The organism is Citrobacter sp. CK202 (assembly GCF_030333225.1).
Lineage (GTDB): Bacteria > Pseudomonadota > Gammaproteobacteria > Enterobacterales > Enterobacteriaceae > Citrobacter_B > Citrobacter_B koseri.
In genome coordinates, this window is the sequence record NZ_JAOWGI010000029.1 from 103,489 (window position 1) to 123,952 (window position 20,464).

The 20,464-nt window shown below is 55.7% G+C and carries 22 protein-coding genes; 14 read left to right on the forward strand and 8 right to left on the reverse strand.

Annotated elements, in window-relative coordinates:
• Positions 1–31 precede the first annotated feature (31 nt).
• From rbfA to mtr, 8 genes are all read left to right on the forward strand, one after another.
• Complete coding sequence (rbfA, locus tag OGX84_RS20250) at positions 32–433, forward strand: 30S ribosome-binding factor RbfA (protein ID WP_001040203.1); 402 nt, start codon at positions 32–34, stop codon at positions 431–433.
• Positions 433–1,377, forward strand: coding sequence for a tRNA pseudouridine(55) synthase TruB (gene truB / locus OGX84_RS20255; RefSeq protein WP_012135299.1), 945 nt, complete (start codon positions 433–435; stop codon positions 1,375–1,377). The genes rbfA and truB overlap by 1 nt, the downstream gene beginning before the upstream one ends.
• Positions 1,378–1,529: 152 nt before the next feature.
• The gene (rpsO, locus tag OGX84_RS20260) at positions 1,530–1,799 is read left to right on the forward strand and encodes a 30S ribosomal protein S15 (protein ID WP_003861789.1); all 270 of its coding nucleotides are present in this window, start codon (positions 1,530–1,532) and stop codon (positions 1,797–1,799) included.
• A 246-nt stretch (positions 1,800–2,045) separates the two neighbouring features.
• Positions 2,046–4,181, forward strand: a complete 2,136-nt coding sequence (gene pnp, locus OGX84_RS20265; protein WP_047461008.1) for a polyribonucleotide nucleotidyltransferase — start codon at positions 2,046–2,048, stop codon at positions 4,179–4,181.
• 109 nt (positions 4,182–4,290) lie between these two features.
• On the forward strand, positions 4,291–5,175 hold the full coding sequence (gene nlpI, locus OGX84_RS20270) for a lipoprotein NlpI (protein ID WP_012135296.1): 885 nt from the start codon (positions 4,291–4,293) through the stop codon (positions 5,173–5,175).
• 105 nt (positions 5,176–5,280) lie between these two features.
• On the forward strand, positions 5,281–5,361 hold the full coding sequence (gene yrbN, locus OGX84_RS20275) for a protein YrbN (RefSeq protein ID WP_010723222.1): 81 nt from the start codon (positions 5,281–5,283) through the stop codon (positions 5,359–5,361).
• Positions 5,354–7,252: an ATP-dependent RNA helicase DeaD gene (deaD, locus tag OGX84_RS20280; protein ID WP_024130983.1), complete on the forward strand. Its 1,899-nt coding sequence runs from the start codon at positions 5,354–5,356 to the stop codon at positions 7,250–7,252. Before yrbN ends, deaD begins: the two co-directional genes overlap by 8 nt.
• A 153-nt stretch (positions 7,253–7,405) precedes the next feature.
• Positions 7,406–8,650, forward strand: a complete 1,245-nt coding sequence (gene mtr, locus OGX84_RS20285; protein ID WP_047461011.1) for a tryptophan permease — start codon at positions 7,406–7,408, stop codon at positions 8,648–8,650.
• Between the two features lie 90 nt (positions 8,651–8,740).
• On the opposite strand, the gene OGX84_RS20290 is transcribed toward mtr, so the two are convergent.
• The 3 genes from OGX84_RS20290 to ubiU form a co-directional block, all read right to left on the reverse strand.
• Complete coding sequence (locus tag OGX84_RS20290; RefSeq protein WP_047461014.1) at positions 8,741–9,748, reverse strand: luciferase-like monooxygenase; 1,008 nt, start codon at positions 9,746–9,748, stop codon at positions 8,741–8,743.
• A gap of 142 nt (positions 9,749–9,890) precedes the next feature.
• Entirely contained in the window at positions 9,891–10,769 is an 879-nt protein-coding gene (locus OGX84_RS20295; protein ID WP_110493751.1) for a U32 family peptidase, read from the reverse strand.
• 8 nt (positions 10,770–10,777) lie between these two features.
• Positions 10,778–11,773, reverse strand: a complete 996-nt coding sequence (gene ubiU / locus OGX84_RS20300; RefSeq protein ID WP_047461020.1) for a ubiquinone anaerobic biosynthesis protein UbiU — start codon at positions 11,771–11,773, stop codon at positions 10,778–10,780.
• Between the two features lie 220 nt (positions 11,774–11,993).
• On the opposite strand from ubiU, the gene ubiT reads away from it, so the two are divergent.
• Both ubiT and OGX84_RS20310 read left to right on the forward strand, forming a co-directional pair.
• Entirely contained in the window at positions 11,994–12,518 is a 525-nt protein-coding gene (ubiT, locus tag OGX84_RS20305; RefSeq protein WP_024130981.1) for a ubiquinone anaerobic biosynthesis accessory factor UbiT, read from the forward strand.
• On the forward strand, positions 12,512–13,015 hold the full coding sequence (locus tag OGX84_RS20310; protein ID WP_012135286.1) for a GNAT family N-acetyltransferase: 504 nt from the start codon (positions 12,512–12,514) through the stop codon (positions 13,013–13,015). The genes ubiT and OGX84_RS20310 overlap by 7 nt, the downstream gene beginning before the upstream one ends.
• Here OGX84_RS20310 and OGX84_RS20315 read toward each other — a convergent pair.
• Positions 13,002–13,304, reverse strand: coding sequence for a GIY-YIG nuclease family protein (locus OGX84_RS20315; RefSeq protein WP_058669124.1), 303 nt, complete (start codon positions 13,302–13,304; stop codon positions 13,002–13,004). The two genes, OGX84_RS20310 and OGX84_RS20315, sit on opposite strands and share 14 nt — an antisense overlap.
• A gap of 52 nt (positions 13,305–13,356) precedes the next feature.
• On the opposite strand from OGX84_RS20315, the gene OGX84_RS20320 reads away from it, so the two are divergent.
• From OGX84_RS20320 to OGX84_RS20330, 3 genes are all read left to right on the forward strand, one after another.
• Complete coding sequence (locus tag OGX84_RS20320; RefSeq protein ID WP_012135284.1) at positions 13,357–13,797, forward strand: YhbP family protein; 441 nt, start codon at positions 13,357–13,359, stop codon at positions 13,795–13,797.
• A gap of 32 nt (positions 13,798–13,829) precedes the next feature.
• Positions 13,830–14,465, forward strand: a complete 636-nt coding sequence (locus OGX84_RS20325; protein WP_058668149.1) for an NAD(P)H-binding protein — start codon at positions 13,830–13,832, stop codon at positions 14,463–14,465.
• A gap of 190 nt (positions 14,466–14,655) precedes the next feature.
• Positions 14,656–15,693 carry a permease gene (locus tag OGX84_RS20330; RefSeq protein ID WP_112001518.1) on the forward strand — a complete coding sequence of 346 codons (1,038 nt, stop codon included), beginning with the start codon at positions 14,656–14,658 and terminating at the stop codon, positions 15,691–15,693.
• A gap of 261 nt (positions 15,694–15,954) precedes the next feature.
• Here OGX84_RS20330 and dolP read toward each other — a convergent pair whose 3' ends face one another.
• From dolP to OGX84_RS20350, 4 genes are read right to left on the reverse strand one after another with little or no spacing between them, the layout of a single operon-like run.
• Positions 15,955–16,530, reverse strand: a complete 576-nt coding sequence (gene dolP, locus OGX84_RS20335; RefSeq protein WP_012135280.1) for a division/outer membrane stress-associated lipid-binding lipoprotein — start codon at positions 16,528–16,530, stop codon at positions 15,955–15,957.
• A 9-nt stretch (positions 16,531–16,539) separates the two neighbouring features.
• A complete protein-coding gene (gene diaA, locus OGX84_RS20340; protein WP_012135279.1) occupies positions 16,540–17,130 on the reverse strand; it encodes a DnaA initiator-associating protein DiaA in 591 nt (196 codons plus the stop codon).
• Positions 17,131–17,150: 20 nt separating this feature from the next.
• A complete protein-coding gene (locus tag OGX84_RS20345; protein ID WP_112001519.1) occupies positions 17,151–17,546 on the reverse strand; it encodes a YraN family protein in 396 nt (131 codons plus the stop codon).
• Complete coding sequence (locus OGX84_RS20350) at positions 17,504–19,537, reverse strand: penicillin-binding protein activator (RefSeq protein WP_286458328.1); 2,034 nt, start codon at positions 19,535–19,537, stop codon at positions 17,504–17,506. The genes OGX84_RS20345 and OGX84_RS20350 overlap by 43 nt, the downstream gene beginning before the upstream one ends.
• A 62-nt stretch (positions 19,538–19,599) precedes the next feature.
• On the opposite strand from OGX84_RS20350, the gene rsmI reads away from it, so the two are divergent.
• Positions 19,600–20,463 carry a 16S rRNA (cytidine(1402)-2'-O)-methyltransferase gene (gene rsmI / locus OGX84_RS20355; RefSeq protein ID WP_047461036.1) on the forward strand — a complete coding sequence of 288 codons (864 nt, stop codon included), beginning with the start codon at positions 19,600–19,602 and terminating at the stop codon, positions 20,461–20,463.
• Position 20,464: the final 1 nt, after the last annotated feature.

Below are 20,464 nucleotides of genomic sequence, written 5' to 3' on the forward strand. Positions count from 1 at the left end.
CCTTTTTTGTCTTTATTCTGGAGAATTTATTATGGCGAAAGAATTTGGTCGCCCGCAGCGCGTAGCCCAGGAAATGCAAAAAGAGATCGCTATCATCCTGCAACGCGAAATTAAAGATCCGCGTCTTGGCATGATGACCACCGTTTCCGGTGTGGAGATGTCCCGCGATCTGGCCTATGCCAAAGTGTATGTCACCTTTCTGAACGACAAAGATGAAGACGCGGTAAAAGCGGGCATCAAAGCGTTGCAGGAAGCGTCTGGCTTTATCCGTACCCTGCTGGGGAAAGCGATGCGTCTGCGTATCGTGCCGGAACTGACCTTCTTCTACGACAACTCGCTGGTTGAAGGGATGCGTATGTCTAACCTGGTGACCAACGTGGTGAAACATGACGAAGAACGTCGTGTGAACCCGGACGACAGCAAGGAGGACTAATGAGTCGTCCTCGTCGTCGTGGTCGCGACATTCACGGCGTCCTGCTGCTGGATAAGCCGCAGGGCATGTCCAGCAATGACGTCTTGCAGAAAGTAAAACGCATCTATAACGCCAACCGTGCCGGACATACCGGCGCGCTGGACCCGCTGGCGACGGGCATGTTGCCCATCTGCCTTGGGGAAGCGACAAAGTTTTCGCAGTATCTGCTGGATTCTGACAAACGTTACCGCGTGATTGCCCGCCTGGGACAGCGTACCGACACCTCCGATGCCGATGGTCAAATCGTGCAGGAACGTCCGGTGACCTTCAGCGCAGAGCAGTTAGCTGCCGCGCTGGAGACGTTCCGTGGCGATATCGAGCAGATTCCATCGATGTATTCGGCGCTGAAGTATCAGGGCAAGAAGCTCTACGAATATGCGCGTCAGGGGATTGAAGTTCCCCGTGAAGCCCGCCCGATTACCGTTTACGAACTGCTGTTTATTCGCCACGAAGGGGATGAACTGGAGCTGGAGGTTCACTGCTCGAAGGGCACCTACATTCGCACCATTATCGATGATTTGGGTGAGAAACTTGGGTGTGGCGCGCATGTGATCTTCCTGCGACGTCTGGCGGTCAGTAAATATCCGGTTGACCGTATGGTCACGCTGGAACAGCTACGTGAGCTTGTTGAACAGGCGGAACGGCAGGATATTCCGGCTGCGCAACTGTTAGATCCGCTGCTGATGCCGATGGACAGTCCGGCTTCGGACTATCCAGTTGTCAATCTTCCTTTAACGTCATCGGTTTACTTTAAAAACGGTAACCCGGTACGGACGACAGGCGTGCCGCTTGAAGGGCTGGTTCGCGTGACGGAAGGTGATGACGAAAAATTTATTGGCATGGGCGAAATCGACGATGAAGGCCGCGTGGCGCCTCGTCGGTTAGTGGTTGAGTACCCGGCGTAATGCTGCTCCGTCTTGCGATAACAGGACGCTACGAGTAGAATACCGCCGCTTAACGTCACGTAAATTTTTTAACAAGTTCGCGCGGCGTTTACATGGGGTCGCTGAATTAGAGATTGGCACCCTTTCATTCTTTATTATTTTTGGAGTTCATCATGTCTCTAAGCGTTGAAGCTAAAGCTAAAATCGTTTCTGAGTTTGGTCGTGGTACTAACGACAGCGGTTCTACCGAAGTTCAGGTTGCTCTGCTGACTGCACAGATTAACCACCTGCAGGGCCACTTTGCAGAGCACAAAAAAGATCACCACAGCCGTCGTGGTCTGCTGCGCATGGTTTCTCAGCGTCGTAAACTGCTCGACTACCTGAAACGTAAAGATGTTGCACGTTACACCGCGCTGATCGAGCGTCTGGGTCTGCGTCGCTAATTCTTGCGAGTTTCAGAAAGAGGGGGCCTTCATGGCCCCTTTTTTCAACCAGACGGCAGCAATTCACTGGAAACTAATGTATTGTTGCTATGGATGATCTTCCGTTGCAGAGGTTCGCGCGGCTAATGAGAGGCTTCACCCAAAGAGCATGGGTTAGGGTTGTCATTAGTCGCGAGGATGCGCAGAAGATCGGGTATTAACGATGGCGCCTGAGTGTGCCGTCAAAAATTAAGAAAGGGTATTATTTTGCTTAATCCGATCGTTCGTAAATTCCAGTACGGTCAGCATACCGTTACGCTGGAAACTGGCATGATGGCGCGTCAGGCAACTGCCGCCGTTATGGTAAGCATGGATGACACTGCGGTATTCGTTACCGTTGTTGGTCAGAAAAAAGCGAAGCCGGGCCAGGATTTCTTCCCGCTGACCGTTAACTATCAGGAGCGTACTTACGCTGCTGGCCGTATCCCGGGCAGCTTCTTCCGTCGTGAAGGCCGTCCGAGCGAAGGCGAAACCCTGATCGCGCGTCTGATTGACCGCCCGGTTCGTCCGCTGTTCCCGGAAGGCTTCGTTAACGAAGTTCAGGTTATCGCAACCGTCGTTTCCGTTAACCCGCAGGTTAACCCGGATATCGTCGCGATGATCGGTGCTTCCGCCGCGCTGTCTCTGTCCGGCATTCCGTTCAACGGCCCGATTGGCGCCGCGCGTGTTGGTTATATCAATGACCAGTATGTACTGAACCCGACTCAGGACGAACTGAAAGAAAGTAAGCTGGACCTGGTGGTTGCCGGTACTGAAGCGGCTGTTCTGATGGTTGAATCCGAAGCAGAACTGCTGAGCGAAGACACCATGCTGGGCGCCGTGGTATTCGGCCACGAGCAGCAGCAGATTGTGATTCAGAACATCAACGATCTGGTGAAAGAAGCGGGCAAACCGCGTTGGGACTGGCAGCCGGAAGCGGTAAACGAAGCGCTGAACGCGCGCGTTGCTGCACTGGCCGAAGCTCGCCTGAGCGACGCTTACCGTATCACCGACAAACAGGAGCGTTATGCTCAGGTTGACGTGATCAAATCCGAAACCATCGCTGCGCTGGTTGCAGAAGACGAAACCCTGGACGAAAACGAACTGGGCGAAATCCTGCACGCGATCGAGAAAAACGTTGTTCGTAGCCGCGTACTGGCCGGCGAGCCGCGTATTGATGGCCGTGAAAAAGACATGATCCGTGGTCTGGACGTGCGTACTGGCGTGCTGCCGCGTACTCACGGTTCCGCGCTGTTCACTCGTGGCGAAACGCAGGCGCTGGTCACGGCGACGCTGGGTACCGCTCGTGACGCACAGGTTCTTGATGAACTGATGGGCGAACGCACTGACAGCTTCCTGTTCCACTACAACTTCCCTCCGTACTCCGTTGGCGAAACCGGCATGGTCGGTTCTCCGAAGCGTCGTGAAATTGGTCACGGTCGTCTGGCGAAGCGCGGCGTTCTGGCAGTTATGCCGGAAATGGACAAATTCCCGTACACCGTTCGCGTGGTGTCTGAAATCACCGAATCCAACGGGTCTTCCTCTATGGCTTCCGTGTGTGGCGCTTCCCTGGCGCTGATGGACGCAGGCGTGCCGATTAAAGCGGCCGTTGCGGGTATCGCGATGGGTCTGGTGAAAGAAGGCGACAACTTTGTTGTTCTGTCTGACATCCTGGGCGACGAAGACCACCTGGGCGATATGGACTTCAAAGTGGCGGGTTCCCGCGACGGTATCTCTGCGTTGCAGATGGATATCAAAATTGAAGGTATCACCAAAGAGATCATGCAGGTTGCGCTGAACCAGGCAAAAGGTGCGCGTCTGCACATCCTGGGCGTGATGGAACAGGCGATCAACGCGCCGCGTGGCGACATTTCTCAGTTCGCTCCGCGTATCCACACCATCAAGATCAACCCGGACAAGATCAAAGACGTTATCGGTAAGGGCGGTTCTGTTATCCGTGCTCTGACCGAAGAAACTGGCACCACCATCGAAATCGAAGATGACGGTACGGTGAAGATCGCGGCGACCGACGGCGAAAAAGCGAAACATGCTATCCGTCGTATCGAAGAGATCACTGCGGAAATCGAAGTGGGCCGTATCTACAATGGTAAAGTGACCCGCATCGTTGACTTTGGCGCGTTTGTTGCCATTGGCGGCGGTAAAGAAGGTCTGGTACACATCTCTCAGATCGCTGACAAGCGCGTAGAGAAAGTGACCGATTACCTGCAAATGGGTCAGGAAGTACCGGTTAAAGTTCTGGAAGTTGATCGCCAGGGCCGCGTACGTCTGAGCATTAAAGAAGCAACTGAGCAGTCTCAACCAGCTGCTGCGCCGGAAGCTCCGGCAGCAGAACAGGGCGAGTAAGGTTGCCATTTGCCCTCCGCTTTGGCGGAGGGCCTTTGACCCGGCAGGACGCCTTGTCAGCAACCGGGGAACAGGACGTTCATTCAATCGTTGTCTTCGGGAGTGGGAAATGAAGCCTTTTTTGCGCTGGTGTTTCGTTGCGACAGCACTCACGCTGGCAGGATGCAGCAACTCTGCCTGGCGTAAGAGTGAAGTCCTCGCGGTGCCATTGCAACCGACTTTGCAGCAGGAAGTGATTCTGGCACGCATGGAACAAATTCTTGCCAGTCGGGCTTTAACCGATGACGAACGCGCACAGCTTTTATATGAGCGCGGAGTGTTGTATGATAGTCTGGGTCTGAGGGCATTAGCGCGAAATGATTTTTCACAAGCGCTGGCAATCCGACCGGATATGCCTGAAGTATTCAATTACTTAGGCATTTATTTAACGCAGGCAGGCAATTTTGATGCTGCCTATGAAGCGTTTGATTCTGTACTTGAGCTTGATCCAACTTACAACTACGCGTACTTAAATCGCGGTATCGCATTGTATTACGGCGGTCGCGACAAGTTAGCGCAAGATGATCTGCTGGCGTTTTATCAAGACGATCCCAATGATCCTTTCCGCAGCCTGTGGCTTTATCTCGCTGAGCAGAAGCTCGATGAGAAGCAGGCGAAAGAAGCGTTAAAGCAACGCTTCGAGAAATCGGATAAAGAACAATGGGGATGGAACATTGTCGAGTTCTACCTGGGCAACATTAGCGAAGCAACGCTGATGGAACGCCTGAAGGCGGACGCAACGGATAACACCTCGCTCGCTGAGCATCTCAGTGAAACCAACTTCTATTTAGGTAAGTATTACCTAAGTCTGGGGGATTTGGACAACGCTACGGCATTGTTCAAACTGGCGGTGGCTAACAACGTTCATAACTTTGTTGAGCACCGATACGCATTGTTGGAATTATCGCTCCTGGGCCAGGACCAAGATGACCTGGCAGAATCGGACCAGCAATAGCTGACGTACACATCAGCCCGTAATCTTTTTGATTGCCATCACCTTCACGGGTGAGGGCGTTGTTGTTCGTTAATACACCTACTTTGAGCCGGTTCACACTTTTCAATGAAAATTGCAGATCAATTTCATGATGAGTTATGTAGACTGGCCGCCATTAATTTTGAGGCACACGTACTACATGGCTGAATTCGAAACCACTTTTGCAGATCTGGGCCTGAAGGCTCCTATCCTTGACGCCCTTAACGATCTGGGTTACGAAAAACCATCTCCAATCCAGGCAGAGTGCATCCCGCATCTGCTGGGCGGTCGCGATGTTCTGGGTATGGCCCAGACCGGTAGCGGCAAAACCGCAGCGTTCTCCTTACCGCTGCTTAACAATCTTGATCCTGAGCTGAAGGCACCTCAGATTCTGGTGCTGGCACCGACCCGCGAACTGGCGGTTCAGGTTGCTGAAGCCATGACGGATTTCTCTAAACATATGCGCGGCGTGAACGTGGTTGCCCTGTACGGCGGCCAGCGTTATGACGTGCAGTTACGCGCCCTGCGTCAAGGGCCGCAGATCGTTGTCGGTACGCCGGGACGTCTGCTTGATCACTTAAAACGCGGCACGCTGGATCTCTCTAAACTGAGCGGTCTGGTGCTGGACGAAGCCGACGAAATGCTGCGTATGGGCTTCATCGAAGACGTTGAAACCATCATGGCGCAGATTCCTGAAGGTCATCAGACCGCACTGTTCTCTGCCACCATGCCGGAAGCGATTCGTCGCATTACCCGCCGCTTTATGAAAGAGCCGCAGGAAGTGCGCATTCAGTCCAGCGTGACCACGCGTCCTGACATCAGCCAGAGCTACTGGACTGTCTGGGGCATGCGTAAAAACGAAGCGCTGGTGCGTTTCCTGGAAGCTGAAGATTTTGATGCGGCGATTATCTTCGTTCGTACTAAAAATGCGACCCTGGAAGTGGCTGAAGCGCTGGAGCGTAGCGGTTACAACAGCGCCGCGCTGAATGGCGACATGAACCAGGCGCTGCGTGAGCAGACTCTGGAGCGTCTGAAAGACGGTCGTCTGGATATCCTGATTGCAACTGACGTTGCGGCCCGTGGCCTGGACGTTGAGCGCATCAGCCTGGTTGTAAACTACGATATCCCGATGGACTCCGAGTCTTACGTTCACCGTATCGGCCGTACCGGTCGTGCGGGTCGTGCTGGCCGCGCGCTGCTGTTCGTTGAGAACCGCGAGCGTCGTCTGCTGCGCAACATTGAACGCACCATGAAGCTGACCATCCCGGAAGTGGAACTGCCGAACGCAGAACTGCTGGGCAAACGCCGTCTGGAAAAATTTGCAGCGAAAGTTCAGCAGCAGCTGGAAAGCAGCGATCTGGATCAGTATCGCGCGCTGCTGGCGAAAATCCAGCCGACCGAAGAAGGCGAAGAGCTGGATCTCGAAACGCTGGCTGCCGCACTGCTGAAAATGGCGCAGGGCGAACGCACGCTGATCGTACCGCCGGATGCGCCGATGCGTCCTAAACGTGAATTCCGTGACCGTGATGACCGTGGTCCGCGCGATCGTAACGATCGTGGCCCGCGTGCTGACCGTGGTGACCGTGAAGATCGCCCGCGTCGTGAACGTCGTGACGTTGGCGATATGCAGCTGTACCGCATTGAAGTGGGCCGTGATGACGGTGTTGAAGTGCGTCATATCGTTGGCGCGATTGCTAACGAAGGCGACATCAGCAGCCGTTACATTGGTAACATCAAGCTGTTTGCTTCCCACTCCACCATTGAGCTGCCGAAAGGTATGCCGGGTGAGGTGTTGCAGCACTTTACGCGCACCCGCATCCTGAACAAGCCGATGAACATGCAGCTGCTGGGCGATGCGCAACCGCATTCCGGTAACGAGCGTCGTGGCGGTGGTCGTAGCTTCGGTGGCGAGCGTCGTGAAGGCGGTCGTGGTTTTGGCGGCGAACGTCGTGAAGGTGGCCGTGGTGATGGTCGTCGTTTCAGCGGTGAGCGTCGTGAAGGCCGTGCGCCGCGTCGTGACGACTCCACCGGTCGTCGTCGTTTCGGCGGTGATGCGTAATTCACGCTAAATCGCGGTCTCGCACCGTAAAGTAAAATATACAGCCCCGATGATTGCGATCGGGGCTTTTTTTATTTCTTTTGTACTCGCGTACTGGTACAGTGCGACACAATAAAATGCAGTCGCAATATTATTCACTGGAGAGAGGGCTGAATGGCAACACTAACCACCACCCAAACGTCACCTTCGCTGCTTGGCGGCGTGGTGATCATCGGCGGCACCATTATTGGCGCGGGAATGTTCTCCCTGCCGGTGGTCATGTCCGGTGCGTGGTTCTTCTGGTCGATGGCGGCGTTGGTGTTTACCTGGTTCTGTATGCTGCATTCCGGGTTGATGATCCTCGAAGCCAACCTCAACTACCGGATTGGCTCCAGCTTTGACACCATCACCAAAGACCTGCTGGGTAAAGGCTGGAACGTGGTGAATGGGATCTCTATTGCCTTTGTGCTCTATATCCTGACCTACGCCTATATCTCGGCGAGCGGCTCGATTCTGCATCATACCTTTGCTGAAATGTCGCTGAACGTTCCGGCGCGGGCGGCAGGTTTTGCGTTTGCGTTGCTGGTGGCCTTTGTCGTCTGGTTGAGTACGAAAGCGGTTAGCCGGATGACGGCGATTGTGCTGGGCGCGAAAGTCATCACCTTCTTTCTGACCTTCGGCAGTCTGCTGGGGCACGTCACGCCGGCGACGCTGTTTAACGTGGCCGAAAGCAATGCGTCTTACACGCCGTACCTGCTGATGACATTGCCGTTTTGTCTGGCGTCGTTTGGTTATCACGGCAACGTGCCAAGCCTGATGAAATATTACGGTAAAGATCCGCGTACCATCGTGAAATGCCTGGTGTACGGTACGCTGATGGCGCTGGTGCTGTATACCATCTGGCTGTTGGGTACGATGGGTAATATTCCGCGCCCGGCGTTTATCGGTATTGCGCAGCAGGGCGGTAATATTGATGTGTTGGTACAGGCGCTGAGCGGCGTACTGAACAGCCGCAGTCTGGATCTGCTGCTGGTGGTGTTCTCTAACTTTGCGGTGGCGAGTTCGTTCCTCGGCGTGACGCTCGGTCTGTTTGACTATCTGGCGGATCTGTTTGGTTTTGATGATTCGGCGCTGGGGCGCTTCAAAACTGCGCTGCTGACTTTCCTGCCGCCGGTGATTGGCGGTCTGCTGTGGCCGAACGGGTTCCTGTATGCTATCGGCTATGCGGGGCTGGCGGCAACCATCTGGGCAGCCATTGTTCCGGCTCTGCTGGCGCGAGCTTCACGCCAACGCTTCGGCAGCCCGAAATTCCGCGTCTGGGGCGGCAAGCCGATGATTGCGCTGATTCTGGTATTCGGTATCGGCAACGCGCTGGTGCATATTCTGTCGAGCGTGAACTTGTTACCAGTGTACCAGTAAGTTTGTTGTGCCGGATGGCGGCTACGCCTTATCCGGCCTGAACAATCTCGTAGGCCCGGTAAGCGAAGCGCCACCGGGCAAAACAACGCACTACCCCACCAACTCCTCTTTCACCTGCATCGCCAGGTCAAACGAATGCAGCCGCGCCTGATGATCGAAAATCTGCCCGTTGACCATAATCTCATCCGCCTGCGTTTCGCGCAGAATAGATTCCAGCCCGTGACGTACTTTGGCTTTATCGCCCACCAGCGACATGCTCAGTGCCTGTTGCACGCCATATTGCTCGGACGGCGACCAGAACTGATCCATATTTTGAATTGGCGCGGGTAGCTGTCCGGTCTCGCCGCGACGCAGTTTCACAAACGCCTGCTGCATAGAGGTAAACAGAAATTCCGCATCGCGATTGCTGTCAGCGGCGATGATATTGATGCACACCATCGCATACGGTTTTTCCAGCCGCGCGGACGGCTTGAACTGGGTGCGATAGAGATGCAGCGCCTGGAACAGCATATCGGGCGCGAAGTGGGAGGCGAAGGCGAACGGCAGACCACGCTGCGCCGCCAGCTGTGCGCCGTACAGGCTGGAACCCAGCAGCCACACCGGGATCTTCTCGCCATAGCCCGGAACCGGGCGTACATGCGGATTGGGATCGCGCGCGTCGAACCAGTCCACCAGTTCAGCAACGTCGCGCGGGAAATTATCAATATCGCCGCTCATATGACGGCGCAGCGCCATCATGGTGCGCTGATCGCTTCCCGGCGCGCGCCCCAGGCCCAGATCAATCCGTCCAGGATAGAGCGTATTCAGCGTACCGAACTGCTCGGCGATAACCAGCGGTGAGTGGTTGGGGAGCATCACCCCGCCAGAACCCAGATGCAACGTGGTGGTATTGGCGGCCAGATAGCCAATCAGCACCGATGTCGCCGCGCTGGCGATACCGGTCATGTTGTGATGTTCCGCCAGCCAGTAGCGGTGATAGCCGCGCCGCTCTGCCAGACGGGCGAGATCCAGTGAGTGTGAGAAGGCCTCTTTCGCAGAGGAGCCTTCGGGGATCGGTGCCAGATCCAGCAGCGAAAATGGAATGGTTTTGTCAGTCATAACGGCTCACTTTGTCGTCGGTGAATCATTTAATACTGCATTAAAATTTGATTACCGTTGTTAACAAAGTGAGCGGTATAAGGCGGGGCGCAAACATCAACTGCCTAATAAGGCATTTATGCCGCCATCCGGCAAGGTTCAGTCACACCTGTAGTTCCAGACCGGCCAGGCGTTTCCAGTAACCGTTGCAGTCGCTGTGCGCGGCCAGCGGCAACGGCGCGCTGCCGTTTTCATTGGCGCGGAAGGCGTCGAGCATGGCGAATGTCTCCGTACCCAGCGGGGAAAGGCGCACAATGTCGACCAGCCCCTGCATGGAGGTCAGTTCGTTGCCGAGGTTATAAACGTAGCCGCTCATGGTCTGAATACCGTTAAGCACGAACACCTGCTGATTCTCCTGAGACAACACGTTGCGCCCGTTCGGGTACTTGATGCAGCAGGTTTCACACTCGTCTTTCGGGCGGTCTTCTGAACGCGCGGTAAAACAGCGGGCGGAGTACGCCAGCGGCAGATGACCGTAGCTCAGCACTTCCACTTCAAACTGATTGCGGATGCCGAGCTCATCGCACTGGTTCAGCAGATTCACCAGCCAGTCGCGGGAAAGCTCGACCGGCATGCACCAGCGCACCATGCCCTGTTTAAGCAGCAGACGCAGCGTTACCGCGTTATAGCAGTTAAGCGCGTGACCGGCGACAAACGGCAGCTTGCGCTCGGCGCACATATTTACGACGCCGAGGTCGCTGGCCTCCAGCAGGAAGTCGCCGTTTTCCACATAGCGTTTCAGTTCGCCTAATTCAGAGGCGGCCTGTACCAGCGCCAGCGTGGAGAGCACGATCTGCTTGCCGCTTCCGGCAAGGGATTTCGCCATATCAAGCCAGTCGCCCACTTTGGTGGCGCGGCGTTTGCTGCACACCGCTTCGCCAAGGTAAATCACGTCGGCGCTGCTGGTGGCGGCCTGCTGATAAAATGCTTCCAGCGTCTCTTTCGGCCAATAGTAAAGCACCGGCCCTAAGGAATATTTCATTGCTTCTCTCACTGCCATTTACGGTGATACGCGCCAAGCGTGGTCTGAGTGCCTTCGGACATGGAGCCAAGCGTCTCCATCCAGGCGCTTTGCGGGACGAAGTTTTGCGGGTCGGCCATGCAGCGGTCGATCGCCTGACGCCACACTTTCGCCACCTGGCTGACATACGCCGGGCTGCGCTGACGCCCTTCAATTTTCACCGAGGCGATATTCGCCGCCAGCAGGTCAGGCAGCAGTTCCAGCGTGTTGAGGCTGGTAGGTTCTTCCAGCGCGTGGTAGCGCTCGCCATCAACCAGATAGCGACCTTTACACAGCGTTGGATAACCGGCGTTCTCACCGTCCTGATAGCGGTCGATGAGCACCTCGTTCAGGCGCGATTCCAGCCCCTGGGAGGTCTGTTGCCAGCGCACGAAGCGGGCCGGAGAGCAGGCGCCGACGGTATTGGGGGATTCACCCGTCAGATAAGAGGAGAGGTAGCAACGGCCTTCCGCCATAATGCACAGGCTGCCGAAGGCGAAGACCTCCAGCGGCACGGGCGTGACGCGGGCGAGCTGTTTCACCTGATGAATGGAAAGCACGCGCGGCAGGACGACGCGCGCAACGTCAAAGTTGCGATGGTAGAAGTTAATTGCTTCTTCATTCGTTGCCGATGCCTGAACAGAGACATGGCGCTCAATATGCGGATAGCGTTCTGCTGCATACTCAAGCATAGCAAGGTCGGCCAGGATCAGCGCATCTGCGCCCAGTTGCGCCGCCATATCCACGGCACGCTGCCAGCGAACATATCCATCCGGGTGTGCAAACGTGTTAATCGCGATGTGCAGTTTACGGCGATGTTGATGGACGTAATTCACCGCTTCCTGCAATTTTTTCTCAGTAAAATTAAGACCGGCGAAGTGACGGGCGTTAGTATCATCTTTTAGCCCGATATAAACGGCATCAGCACCGTTCTCAATGGCCGCCTTAAGCGCCGGGAGATTTCCGGCAGGGCAGAGCAGCTCCATAATTATTCCTGAATGTTGCGCCGTCCAGGCCGCAAAATTGTTAACGAAGAGAGATTTTAGTTAACCTTGCTGCGACAATTTTTGATTTAAGGCAGTTAAAGGCGTATTGGTTACACCTATAACTGGGTAACAATTTCGTATCGAATTGTTGATTTACGCCGCTATGTCGTTTATCTGATATGGCAAAATAACGGGATTATTGAAACAGGGAGTAAAGCTCGTGTTGGATAAACTGCGTTCACGCTTAGTACATTTTGGCCCGTCTCTGATGAGTGTTCCGGTTAAACTGACGCCCTTTGCGCTGAAGCGCCAGGTTCTGGAACAGGTTCTGAGCTGGCAATTTCGTCAGGCACTGGCAGATGGGGAGCTTGAGTTCCTCGAAGGCCGTTGGTTAAGTATTACGGTGCGTGATATTAACCTCAGATGGTACACCTCTGTTGAGAACGGCAAACTGATTGTCAGTCAGAACGCTGAGGCCGATGTGAGCTTTAGCGCCGATGCCAGCGACTTGTTGATGATTGCGGCGCGTAAGCAGGACCCTGATACGCTCTTCTTCCAGCGTCGTCTGGTCATTGAAGGCGATACAGAGTTAGGGCTGTATGTGAAAAACCTGATGGACGCCATCGAACTGGAGCAGATGCCGAAAGCGTTACGCATTATGCTGCTGCAACTGGCGGATTTTGTTGAGGCGGGTATGAAAACCTCGCCAGAAACCAAACAGACCTCGGTAGGTGAACCATGCTGATTCGAGTTGAAATTCCCATTGACGCGCCCGGTATCGACGCTTTGCTGCGCCGCACGTTCGAAAGCGATGCGGAAGCGAAGCTGGTGCATGACCTGCGCGAAGATGGCTTCCTGACGCTGGGGCTGGTCGCCACTGACGACGAAGGTCAGGTGGTTGGCTATGTGGCGTTTAGTCCGGTCGATGTACAGGGTGAAGACCTGCAATGGGTGGGAATGGCGCCGTTGGCGGTAGATGAAAACTACCGTGGACAAGGGCTTGCGCGCCAACTGGTCTACGAAGGACTGGATTCACTCAACGAGTTTGGCTATGCGGCGGTCGTCACGCTGGGCGAGCCGGCATTGTACAGCCGTTTCGGTTTTGAACTGGCGGCGCATTACGATCTTCATTGCCGTTGGCCGGGCACCGAAAGCGCTTTCCAGGTACACCGCCTGGCGGAAGACGCGCTGGACGGCGTGACGGGCCTGGTGGAATACCACGACCATTTCAATCGCTTTTAAGCGTTGGGGTTTGCAGGCTGGCCAGTAACGCCTCAAACCCTTCACCTTCTGTCACGAGGCGCTCCTTCTGGCGCTTTGTGAGTCTCTTGATGCGATACTCCATGCGCAGGGCAAGCGAGCGCTCGCCGACCCGCGCCGAAAACGCCAGGGTGAGTTCCCCTTTTCCGCGCAACGCTTTTGCGCCTTTACCACTTTGATGCTGCTTATAGCGGCGCGCTACATCGGTCGTAATCCCGGTGTAGAGGGCATTGTCTGCGGTGCGGATCAGATACAGATACCAGGGTGTCATCATGACCATTAGCGTGTTAATTTTCAGATGCCCAGTATAAGAGAGAATAACGATGGAAACACTCACCGCGATAAGCCGCTGGCTGGCAAAGCAGCATGTGGTCACCTGGTGCGTTCAGCATGAGGGCGAACTCTGGTGCGCAAACGCGTTTTATCTGTTTGATGCGCAAAAGGTTGCGTTTTATGTACTCACGGAAGAGAAAACGCGCCATGCGCAGATGTCCGGCCCGCGCGCGCCCGTTGCCGGAACGGTCAACGGTCAGCCGAAAACGGTGGCGCGGATTCGCGGAATACAGTTTAAAGGGGAGATCCGCAAGCTTGAGGGAGAGGAAAGCGATGCGGCGCGTCAGGCCTATCTCCGCCGCTTTCCTGTCGCCAGAATGCTGCCTGCGCCAGTATGGGAAATCCGCCTGGATGAAATCAAATTCACTGACAACACGTTGGGATTTGGCAAAAAAATGCACTGGCTACGCAGCCCGATCCGTAGCCTATAGTTAGATTAATGGTTGAGGTTATGGAGCGCGCGATGACTCAGGTGTTAATTACAGGGGCGACGGGGCTGGTGGGAGGACACCTCCTGCGGATGTTGCTTAATGAACCCCGGATTCATTCGATAGCCGCGCCTACACGCCGCCCTCTGGCGGATATGGTCGGCGTTTATAATCCTCACGATCCTCAACTGACCGATGCGCTGGCGCAGGTGACCGATCCGGTGGACATTGTTTTTTGCTGTCTGGGAACGACTCGCCGCGAGGCCGGAAGCAAAGAGGCGTTTATTCATGCGGATTATACGCTGGTGGTGGATACCGCGCTGACGGGGCGGCGGCTGGGCGCCCGACATATGCTGGTCGTGAGCGCAATGGGCGCAAATGCGCGATCGCCGTTTTTCTATAACCGGGTCAAAGGTGAAATGGAAGAGGCGTTAATCGCCCAGCAATGGCCGCGCCTGACGATTGCGCGTCCCTCCATGTTGCTTGGCGATAGAGCTAAACACCGGATGAATGAAACGCTGTTTGCGCCGCTGTTCCGGCTGCTGCCGGGAAACTGGAAATCCATCGACGCCAGAGATGTGGCGCGTGCGATGCTGGAGGAGGCTCTGGCGCCGGAGCAAGAAGGCGTTACCATCCTGACCTCATCCCGGTTGCGGGAAAGGGCGTTATAGCATCTGTTCACTGCCGGATGGTGGCTAACGCCTTATCCGGCCTGGGATTTCGTGGCGTTCTCCAGGCCCGGTAAGCGCGAGCGCCACCGGGCATTTTGCCCCCATCCGATAAAAAACGACGTTTCCAAACATTTCCCAAAGGCGTAGTATTCACGGGCTTAATTATCTCAATAACTTCCTGGGGAATGCTATGGCTGGTCAGTCTTCATCTCAGGCGGTGACGCCATTTCAATGGTGGAAACCCGCACTCTTCTTTCTCGTCGTTATCGTTGGCCTCTGGTATGTGAAATGGCAGCCTTATTACGGCAAAGCCTTCACGGCTGCGGAAACGCACAGTATCGGTAAATCTATTCTGGCGCAGGCGGATGCGAACCCGTGGCGAGCGGCCTGGGACTACGCGATGATCTATTTTATCGCGGTCTGGAAGGCGGCGGTGCTGGGGGTGATCCTCGGTTCGCTGATTCAGGTGTTGATCCCGCGTGACTGGCTGCTACGTACGCTGGGGCAGTCGCGTTTTCGCGGCACGCTGTTTGGCACCCTGTTCTCGCTGCCAGGTATGATGTGTACCTGCTGCGCCGCGCCGGTGGCGGCGGGAATGCGTCGCCAGCAGGTTTCTATGGGCGGCGCGCTGGCGTTCTGGATGGGGAATCCGCTGTTAAACCCGGCAACGCTGGTGTTTATGAGCTTTGTGCTCGGCTGGCATTTTGCGGCTATTCGTCTGGTTGCCGGGCTGGCGATGGTGCTGGTGGTGGCGACGCTGGTGCAGAAATGGGTGAAAGAGTCGCCGCAGGTAGACATTCCTCAGGAGATCGCCGTATCTGAACCGCAGGGCGGATTCTTTGCTCGCTGGGGAAAAGCATTGTGGGCGCTGTTCTGGAGTACGATCCCGGTTTATATCCTGGCGGTACTGGTATTAGGCGCGGCGCGCGTCTGGCTGTTCCCGCATGCCGATGGCGCAGTTGATAATACGCTGATGTGGGTTATTGCGATGGCCGTCGCGGGATGCCTGTTTGTAATCCCTACCGCCGCAGAGATTCCGATTGTACAAACGATGATGCTGGCAGGAATGGGAACCGCGCCAGCTCTGGCGCTGCTGATGACCTTGCCGGCGGTGAGTCTGCCGTCGCTGATTATGCTGCGTAAAGCCTTCCCGGCAAAAGCGTTGTGGCTTATAGGTGTACTGGTGGCGATTTCTGGGGTGATAGTGGGAAGCATTGCGCTGGTGTGAAGTGGAAATGCCGGGGGCGCTGGCGCTTACTGGGCCTACAAATGGCACTTCCCGTAGGCCGGATAAGGCGAAGCCGCCATCCGGCGCAATGCCCGGTGGCGCTGGCGCTTACCGGGCCTACAAATGGCACTTCCCGTAGGCCGGATAAGGCGAAGCCGCCATCCGGCGCAATGCCCGGTGACGCTGGCGCTTACCGGGCCTACAAATGGTACTTCCCGTAGGCCGGATAAGGCACAGCCGCCATCCGGCTAAAACGGCGGGTTATTTGATAAACGTAAAGGCGGTGGTGACGCGTTTCACACCGCTGACCCGGCTGGCGATGTCCGCAGCGGCTTTTGATTCACGCTCGGTGACCAGACCCAACAGGAAAACTTCGCCATTTTCGGTCGTCACTTTTACGTTGGACGATTTCACCTGATCGCTGGTCAACAGCTGCGAACGCACTTTGGTGGTGATCCAGGTATCGTTCGAAGCCGTCCCAAGACCAATCGGCTGGCCCTGACGGATTTCGTTATACACTTCTGTCGCCCCATCGACACCCATCGCAATCTGTTTTGCCCGCGAGGAGAGTTCGCTATTCGGCGACTGACCCACCAGTAATACCTTGCCCTGATACGCCGTTACGTTGATGCGCGCTTCTTTCTTGATTTGTTCGTCTTTCGACAGCGCGCTGTTTACGCGCAGCTCCAGGGTTCCATCATCCACCTGGGTGCCAACGCTACGTGGATCGGTTGCGGCTTTCGTACCCACAGCGGCGGTTCCAACCACCGCGGCAGCGACGCAACCTTGCAACAGCAACGCAGAAATAAGGACTGCGAGTGGCGAAAATGCCTTCATATGTACTCCTTAATCATCCTGGTGAGGGAAAAGCGTGTTGTCGATCAAATCGCACAAGCAGTTTACCGTCAGCATATGCATTTCCTGAATGCGCGCGCTGTGGTGCGAGGGAATACGGATTTCAACATCCTGCGGCCCTAATAACCCGGCCAGCTCGCCCCCGTCATAGCCTGTCAACGCCACAATGGTCATATCCCGAGTGACGGCGGCCTCAACGGCCTTAACGATATCGCGACTGTTGCCACGCGTAGAAATCGCCAATAAAACATCACCGGCATGGCCCAGCGCACGGACCTGTTTTGCATAGATTTCATCATGCAGGCGATCGTTGGCAATCGCTGTTAAGACCACATTATCGGTATTAAGTGCAATAGCGGGTAAACTGGGACGTTCTGTTTCAAAACGGTTGATCATGCTGGCAGCAAAATGCTGTGCGTTGGCGGCGGAAGTACCATTACCACAACAGAGAATTTTGTTGCCGTTGAGCAGGGAGTGAACCAGCGTCATGGCGGCACGGGAAATTGCATCCGGGAGAGCTTCTGCCGCAGCAATTTGCGTTTGAATGCTTTCTGTAAAGCAGACTTTAATTCTATCGAGCACGCTAATCCTTAAATCTTCAATTATGAGCGGTCGTTAAAGGCATCCTTAAACCACTCAACATCATTTCCGGTGAAGGCTAACACATCGAACCGGCAATCCACAGTATCAAAACTCCCATTGTGGCGAGCAAGCCACAAGCGGGCGGTCTGTAATAATTTGTGTTGTTTGCTCCAGGTCACACTGGCGGCCGCGCCGCCAAACTGTGCCGAGCGGCGATAACGAACCTCAACAAAGACCGTGGTTTTTCCGTCACGCATTATCAGATCGATTTCGCCGCCGCGCTCACGCACGTTGGCGGCAATAAAACGCAGTCCCTTGCTCTCCAGCCAGCGGCGTGCGGCGGCTTCCCACACGTCGCCGGTCTGTTTACTCGTTAACTGGCGGGGACGATTTGCCCTTGCTGGTATTTGAGCCATGATAACTTCCTGTTAATCACGCAATCCTGTGTGGCGGTTAACGCCCCGGTATTACCGTTAATTTCGAAACCCGGCACCTGGCGCATCTGCGAGAAGTGGTTCGCCAGCGACCACGCGTCTACGCCCATCGCGTACATACGGGCAAGGGAGTAGTCGTTGCGTACGGCGCCGAGCGCCTGCTGCATTAACGGCATGTTGCTACCGGCCAGCATTGGGATCTCGCTGTACTGCAAGCCTTCCATCTCCAGACGGAAGTCGGGGCCGGAAGTGCCCTGCGTGCTGCGCGAGCTGGCGTACAGCGTTGCGCCGCTTTGGCTGCCGTTACGCATGGCGATCATCGGTTTAATGAACCCGATCTCTTCCGGCGTCGCCAGAATGTAGACCGCGTCAACGCGACCGCCGCTGCCAGTGATCTGCGCGTCTGTCGGCGGTGCCGGAATCGTCAGGCCGCCAATGGTGACGCCCGGCTGTGAGGGCTGGCTTGCGGCGACAGGGCTGCCCGTCAGGGCAATGCCGGAGCCGCCGTTGACGCCCATTCTCAGTTCAGCGGTAGAACCGAATTTCTGCTGCAACACCGTGCCGCCGCCCAGCTTCTGCCACTCCTGAGCGAAAGCGTTCGCCACGCGATCGCCCAGCCCGCTGCGTGGAATCAGCAACAGCGGATTTTGTTTGCCCTGGTCGTGAATATGATGCGCCGCGTCGCGGGCTTCATCTTCAGGTGAGAGGGCAAAGTAGCAAATATTGGCGTGGTTCTGCACTTTTTCTGGCTGATTAAGCGCCAGGACATTCAGCGGCGTATTGCTTTTGATCAGCTCTTCAACGTTATTTTTCAGCAGCGGGCCGACAACAATGCTGGCGCCGTCCTGCTGAACCTGCGTGAGGATCTGATCCAGCGGTTGAGAGGTGGTGTCGTAGATTTTCAGTTCAGCGGAAGGGTTGGCCGGCGCGCTCGCCGTAGCGGTCTGCGCCGGGGTGCTTACCGGTTGTTCGGCAGGCTGCGTTTGTTCGTCGCCGGTCAAATCGTTCACCGCCGCCTGAGAAGGGCTGGCGACGCCGTCAGCGGCTTGCGGCTGGGCAGGTTCTGCCGACGCTGTCGGTTCCGCGACAGGCTGCGCGTCCACCGGTTGCGTCCCCAGATTTTTCGCCGCTTCAAAACCTTGCTGAATGGTGCGGCCAAAAATGGCGGCCTGGCCGTTCAGCGGCAGCAGCAGGGCGATTTTGCTGGTGGAAGCCGGTTTAAAGCTTTGCACATTGACCAGTTGTGTAGGCAGCAGTTTTGCCCCTGGGTTTTGCGGGTAGCGTTTTTGCCAGTCGGCAATCCCGGCTTTCATCATGTCCGGGTCGTTACGGTTATCGAACCAGACACGCTGTAAATCCAGCCAGCCTTGCAGGACGTTTTCATCGGCGTTAATGACCAGCGCCTGAGCCTGTTCCTGGGTCATAGAGGAGAGCGCTTGCCAGGTGGCGTCCATGTTCTTCTGCTTGTCTTTTGCAGACAGCAGCGGCTCCTGGGCGATTAACGCGCGCAGCAGTGAAAGAGAAGGGCGGCCCTGGCTGGCATCAATTTTCGCCTGCCAGTAACGCGCCTGTTGGTTCTGATCCAAATCAGCCGGAGTGAGTTTTTCCAGCAGCGCCTGCGCGCCGGCGATATCTTTCTGCGCCAGTTTGATCTCAACCGCCAGCAGCGACTGTTCGCGACGCTGCGCATCGTTCAGGTTTTGCGGCAACTGGTTGAATAATTCGATGGCATGCTGGCTTTTGCCTTCTTTCAGCAGTGCACGAATGGCGAGTAATTGCCAGTTGGTCTTGCTATCATCTGAACTTTGCTGCATTTGTTGCAGATAAAAGCCGGAATCAGCTTGTGCCGTGCCCTGCATATGGGCAGCACTTTGATCCGGCGCCTGGGTGCCACAGCCCGCGAAAATCAATGCTGCCAGAATGACAGGCAGCGCGCGCGCGGCTTTCAAACGAGAAAATGTTGAGGGTACCATACTGTATCCAGTGATATTTTTTACGCAATGCTCAATATTAAATCGGCAATACGGACGACACAATGAAACAAAACGAATCGGCGGATAATTCTCAGGGCCAACTCTATATTGTACCTACTCCTATCGGGAATTTGGCTGATATTACCCAACGAGCGCTAGAAGTTTTGCAAGCCGTTGATTTAATTGCCGCTGAAGACACTCGTCATACCGGACTATTGTTACAACACTTCGCGATTAACGCCCGCTTGTTCGCTTTACATGACCACAATGAGCAGCAAAAAGCCGAAACGCTGGTGGCGAAGCTGAAAGAGGGGCAGAACATTGCGCTGGTTTCTGATGCCGGAACGCCATTGATCAATGATCCGGGTTACCATCTGGTGCGCACCTGTCGTGAAGCCGGCATCCGTGTGGTTCCGTTGCCGGGGCCGTGCGCCGCGATTGCCGCGCTGAGCGCCGCCGGGTTGCCGTCCGATCGTTTTTGCTATGAAGGTTTTCTGCCCGCGAAATCGAAAGGCCGCCGTGATGCGCTGAAAGCGATTGAAGCAGAACCACGGACGCTGATTTTTTATGAATCCACACACCGCTTGCTGGACAGCCTGGAAGATATGGTCGCCGTGTGGGGAGAATCTCGCTATGTGGTGCTGGCGCGTGAGCTGACCAAAACCTGGGAGACCATTTACGGCGCGCCGGTCGGCGAACTGCTGGCATGGGTGAAAGAGGACGAAAACCGCCGCAAGGGGGAAATGGTACTGATTGTCGAAGGGCACAAAGCCCAGGACGATGCGCTTCCCGCCGACGCGCTGCGAACGCTGGCGTTGTTACAGGCGGAACTGCCGCTGAAAAAGGCCGCCGCTCTTGCCGCCGAAATCCACGGCGTGAAAAAGAACGCGCTGTATAAGTATGCGCTGGAGCAGCAGGGGGAGTAAC

What these genes read in the sequence shown, in the direction of transcription:
- deaD (WP_024130983.1), top strand. Translation starts at nt 5,354, where the DNA reads ATGGCTGAATTCGAAACCACTTTTGCAGATCTGGGCCTGAAGGCTCCT.
- ubiU (WP_047461020.1), bottom strand. Translation starts at nt 11,773, where the DNA reads ATGGAGCTGCTCTGCCCTGCCGGAAATCTCCCGGCGCTTAAGGCGGCC.
- OGX84_RS20315 (WP_058669124.1), bottom strand. Translation starts at nt 13,304, where the DNA reads ATGACACCCTGGTATCTGTATCTGATCCGCACCGCAGACAATGCCCTC.
- OGX84_RS20295 (WP_110493751.1), bottom strand. Translation starts at nt 10,769, where the DNA reads ATGAAATATTCCTTAGGGCCGGTGCTTTACTATTGGCCGAAAGAGACG.
- yrbN (WP_010723222.1), top strand. Translation starts at nt 5,281, where the DNA reads ATGAAAATTGCAGATCAATTTCATGATGAGTTATGTAGACTGGCCGCC.
- OGX84_RS20320 (WP_012135284.1), top strand. Translation starts at nt 13,357, where the DNA reads ATGGAAACACTCACCGCGATAAGCCGCTGGCTGGCAAAGCAGCATGTG.
- nlpI (WP_012135296.1), top strand. Translation starts at nt 4,291, where the DNA reads ATGAAGCCTTTTTTGCGCTGGTGTTTCGTTGCGACAGCACTCACGCTG.
- rbfA (WP_001040203.1), top strand. Translation starts at nt 32, where the DNA reads ATGGCGAAAGAATTTGGTCGCCCGCAGCGCGTAGCCCAGGAAATGCAA.
- OGX84_RS20290 (WP_047461014.1), bottom strand. Translation starts at nt 9,748, where the DNA reads ATGACTGACAAAACCATTCCATTTTCGCTGCTGGATCTGGCACCGATC.
- truB (WP_012135299.1), top strand. Translation starts at nt 433, where the DNA reads ATGAGTCGTCCTCGTCGTCGTGGTCGCGACATTCACGGCGTCCTGCTG.
- rpsO (WP_003861789.1), top strand. Translation starts at nt 1,530, where the DNA reads ATGTCTCTAAGCGTTGAAGCTAAAGCTAAAATCGTTTCTGAGTTTGGT.
- dolP (WP_012135280.1), bottom strand. Translation starts at nt 16,530, where the DNA reads ATGAAGGCATTTTCGCCACTCGCAGTCCTTATTTCTGCGTTGCTGTTG.
- OGX84_RS20325 (WP_058668149.1), top strand. Translation starts at nt 13,830, where the DNA reads ATGACTCAGGTGTTAATTACAGGGGCGACGGGGCTGGTGGGAGGACAC.
- OGX84_RS20330 (WP_112001518.1), top strand. Translation starts at nt 14,656, where the DNA reads ATGGCTGGTCAGTCTTCATCTCAGGCGGTGACGCCATTTCAATGGTGG.
- OGX84_RS20345 (WP_112001519.1), bottom strand. Translation starts at nt 17,546, where the DNA reads ATGGCTCAAATACCAGCAAGGGCAAATCGTCCCCGCCAGTTAACGAGT.
- mtr (WP_047461011.1), top strand. Translation starts at nt 7,406, where the DNA reads ATGGCAACACTAACCACCACCCAAACGTCACCTTCGCTGCTTGGCGGC.
- rsmI (WP_047461036.1), top strand. Translation starts at nt 19,600, where the DNA reads ATGAAACAAAACGAATCGGCGGATAATTCTCAGGGCCAACTCTATATT.
- OGX84_RS20350 (WP_286458328.1), bottom strand. Translation starts at nt 19,537, where the DNA reads ATGGTACCCTCAACATTTTCTCGTTTGAAAGCCGCGCGCGCGCTGCCT.
- OGX84_RS20310 (WP_012135286.1), top strand. Translation starts at nt 12,512, where the DNA reads ATGCTGATTCGAGTTGAAATTCCCATTGACGCGCCCGGTATCGACGCT.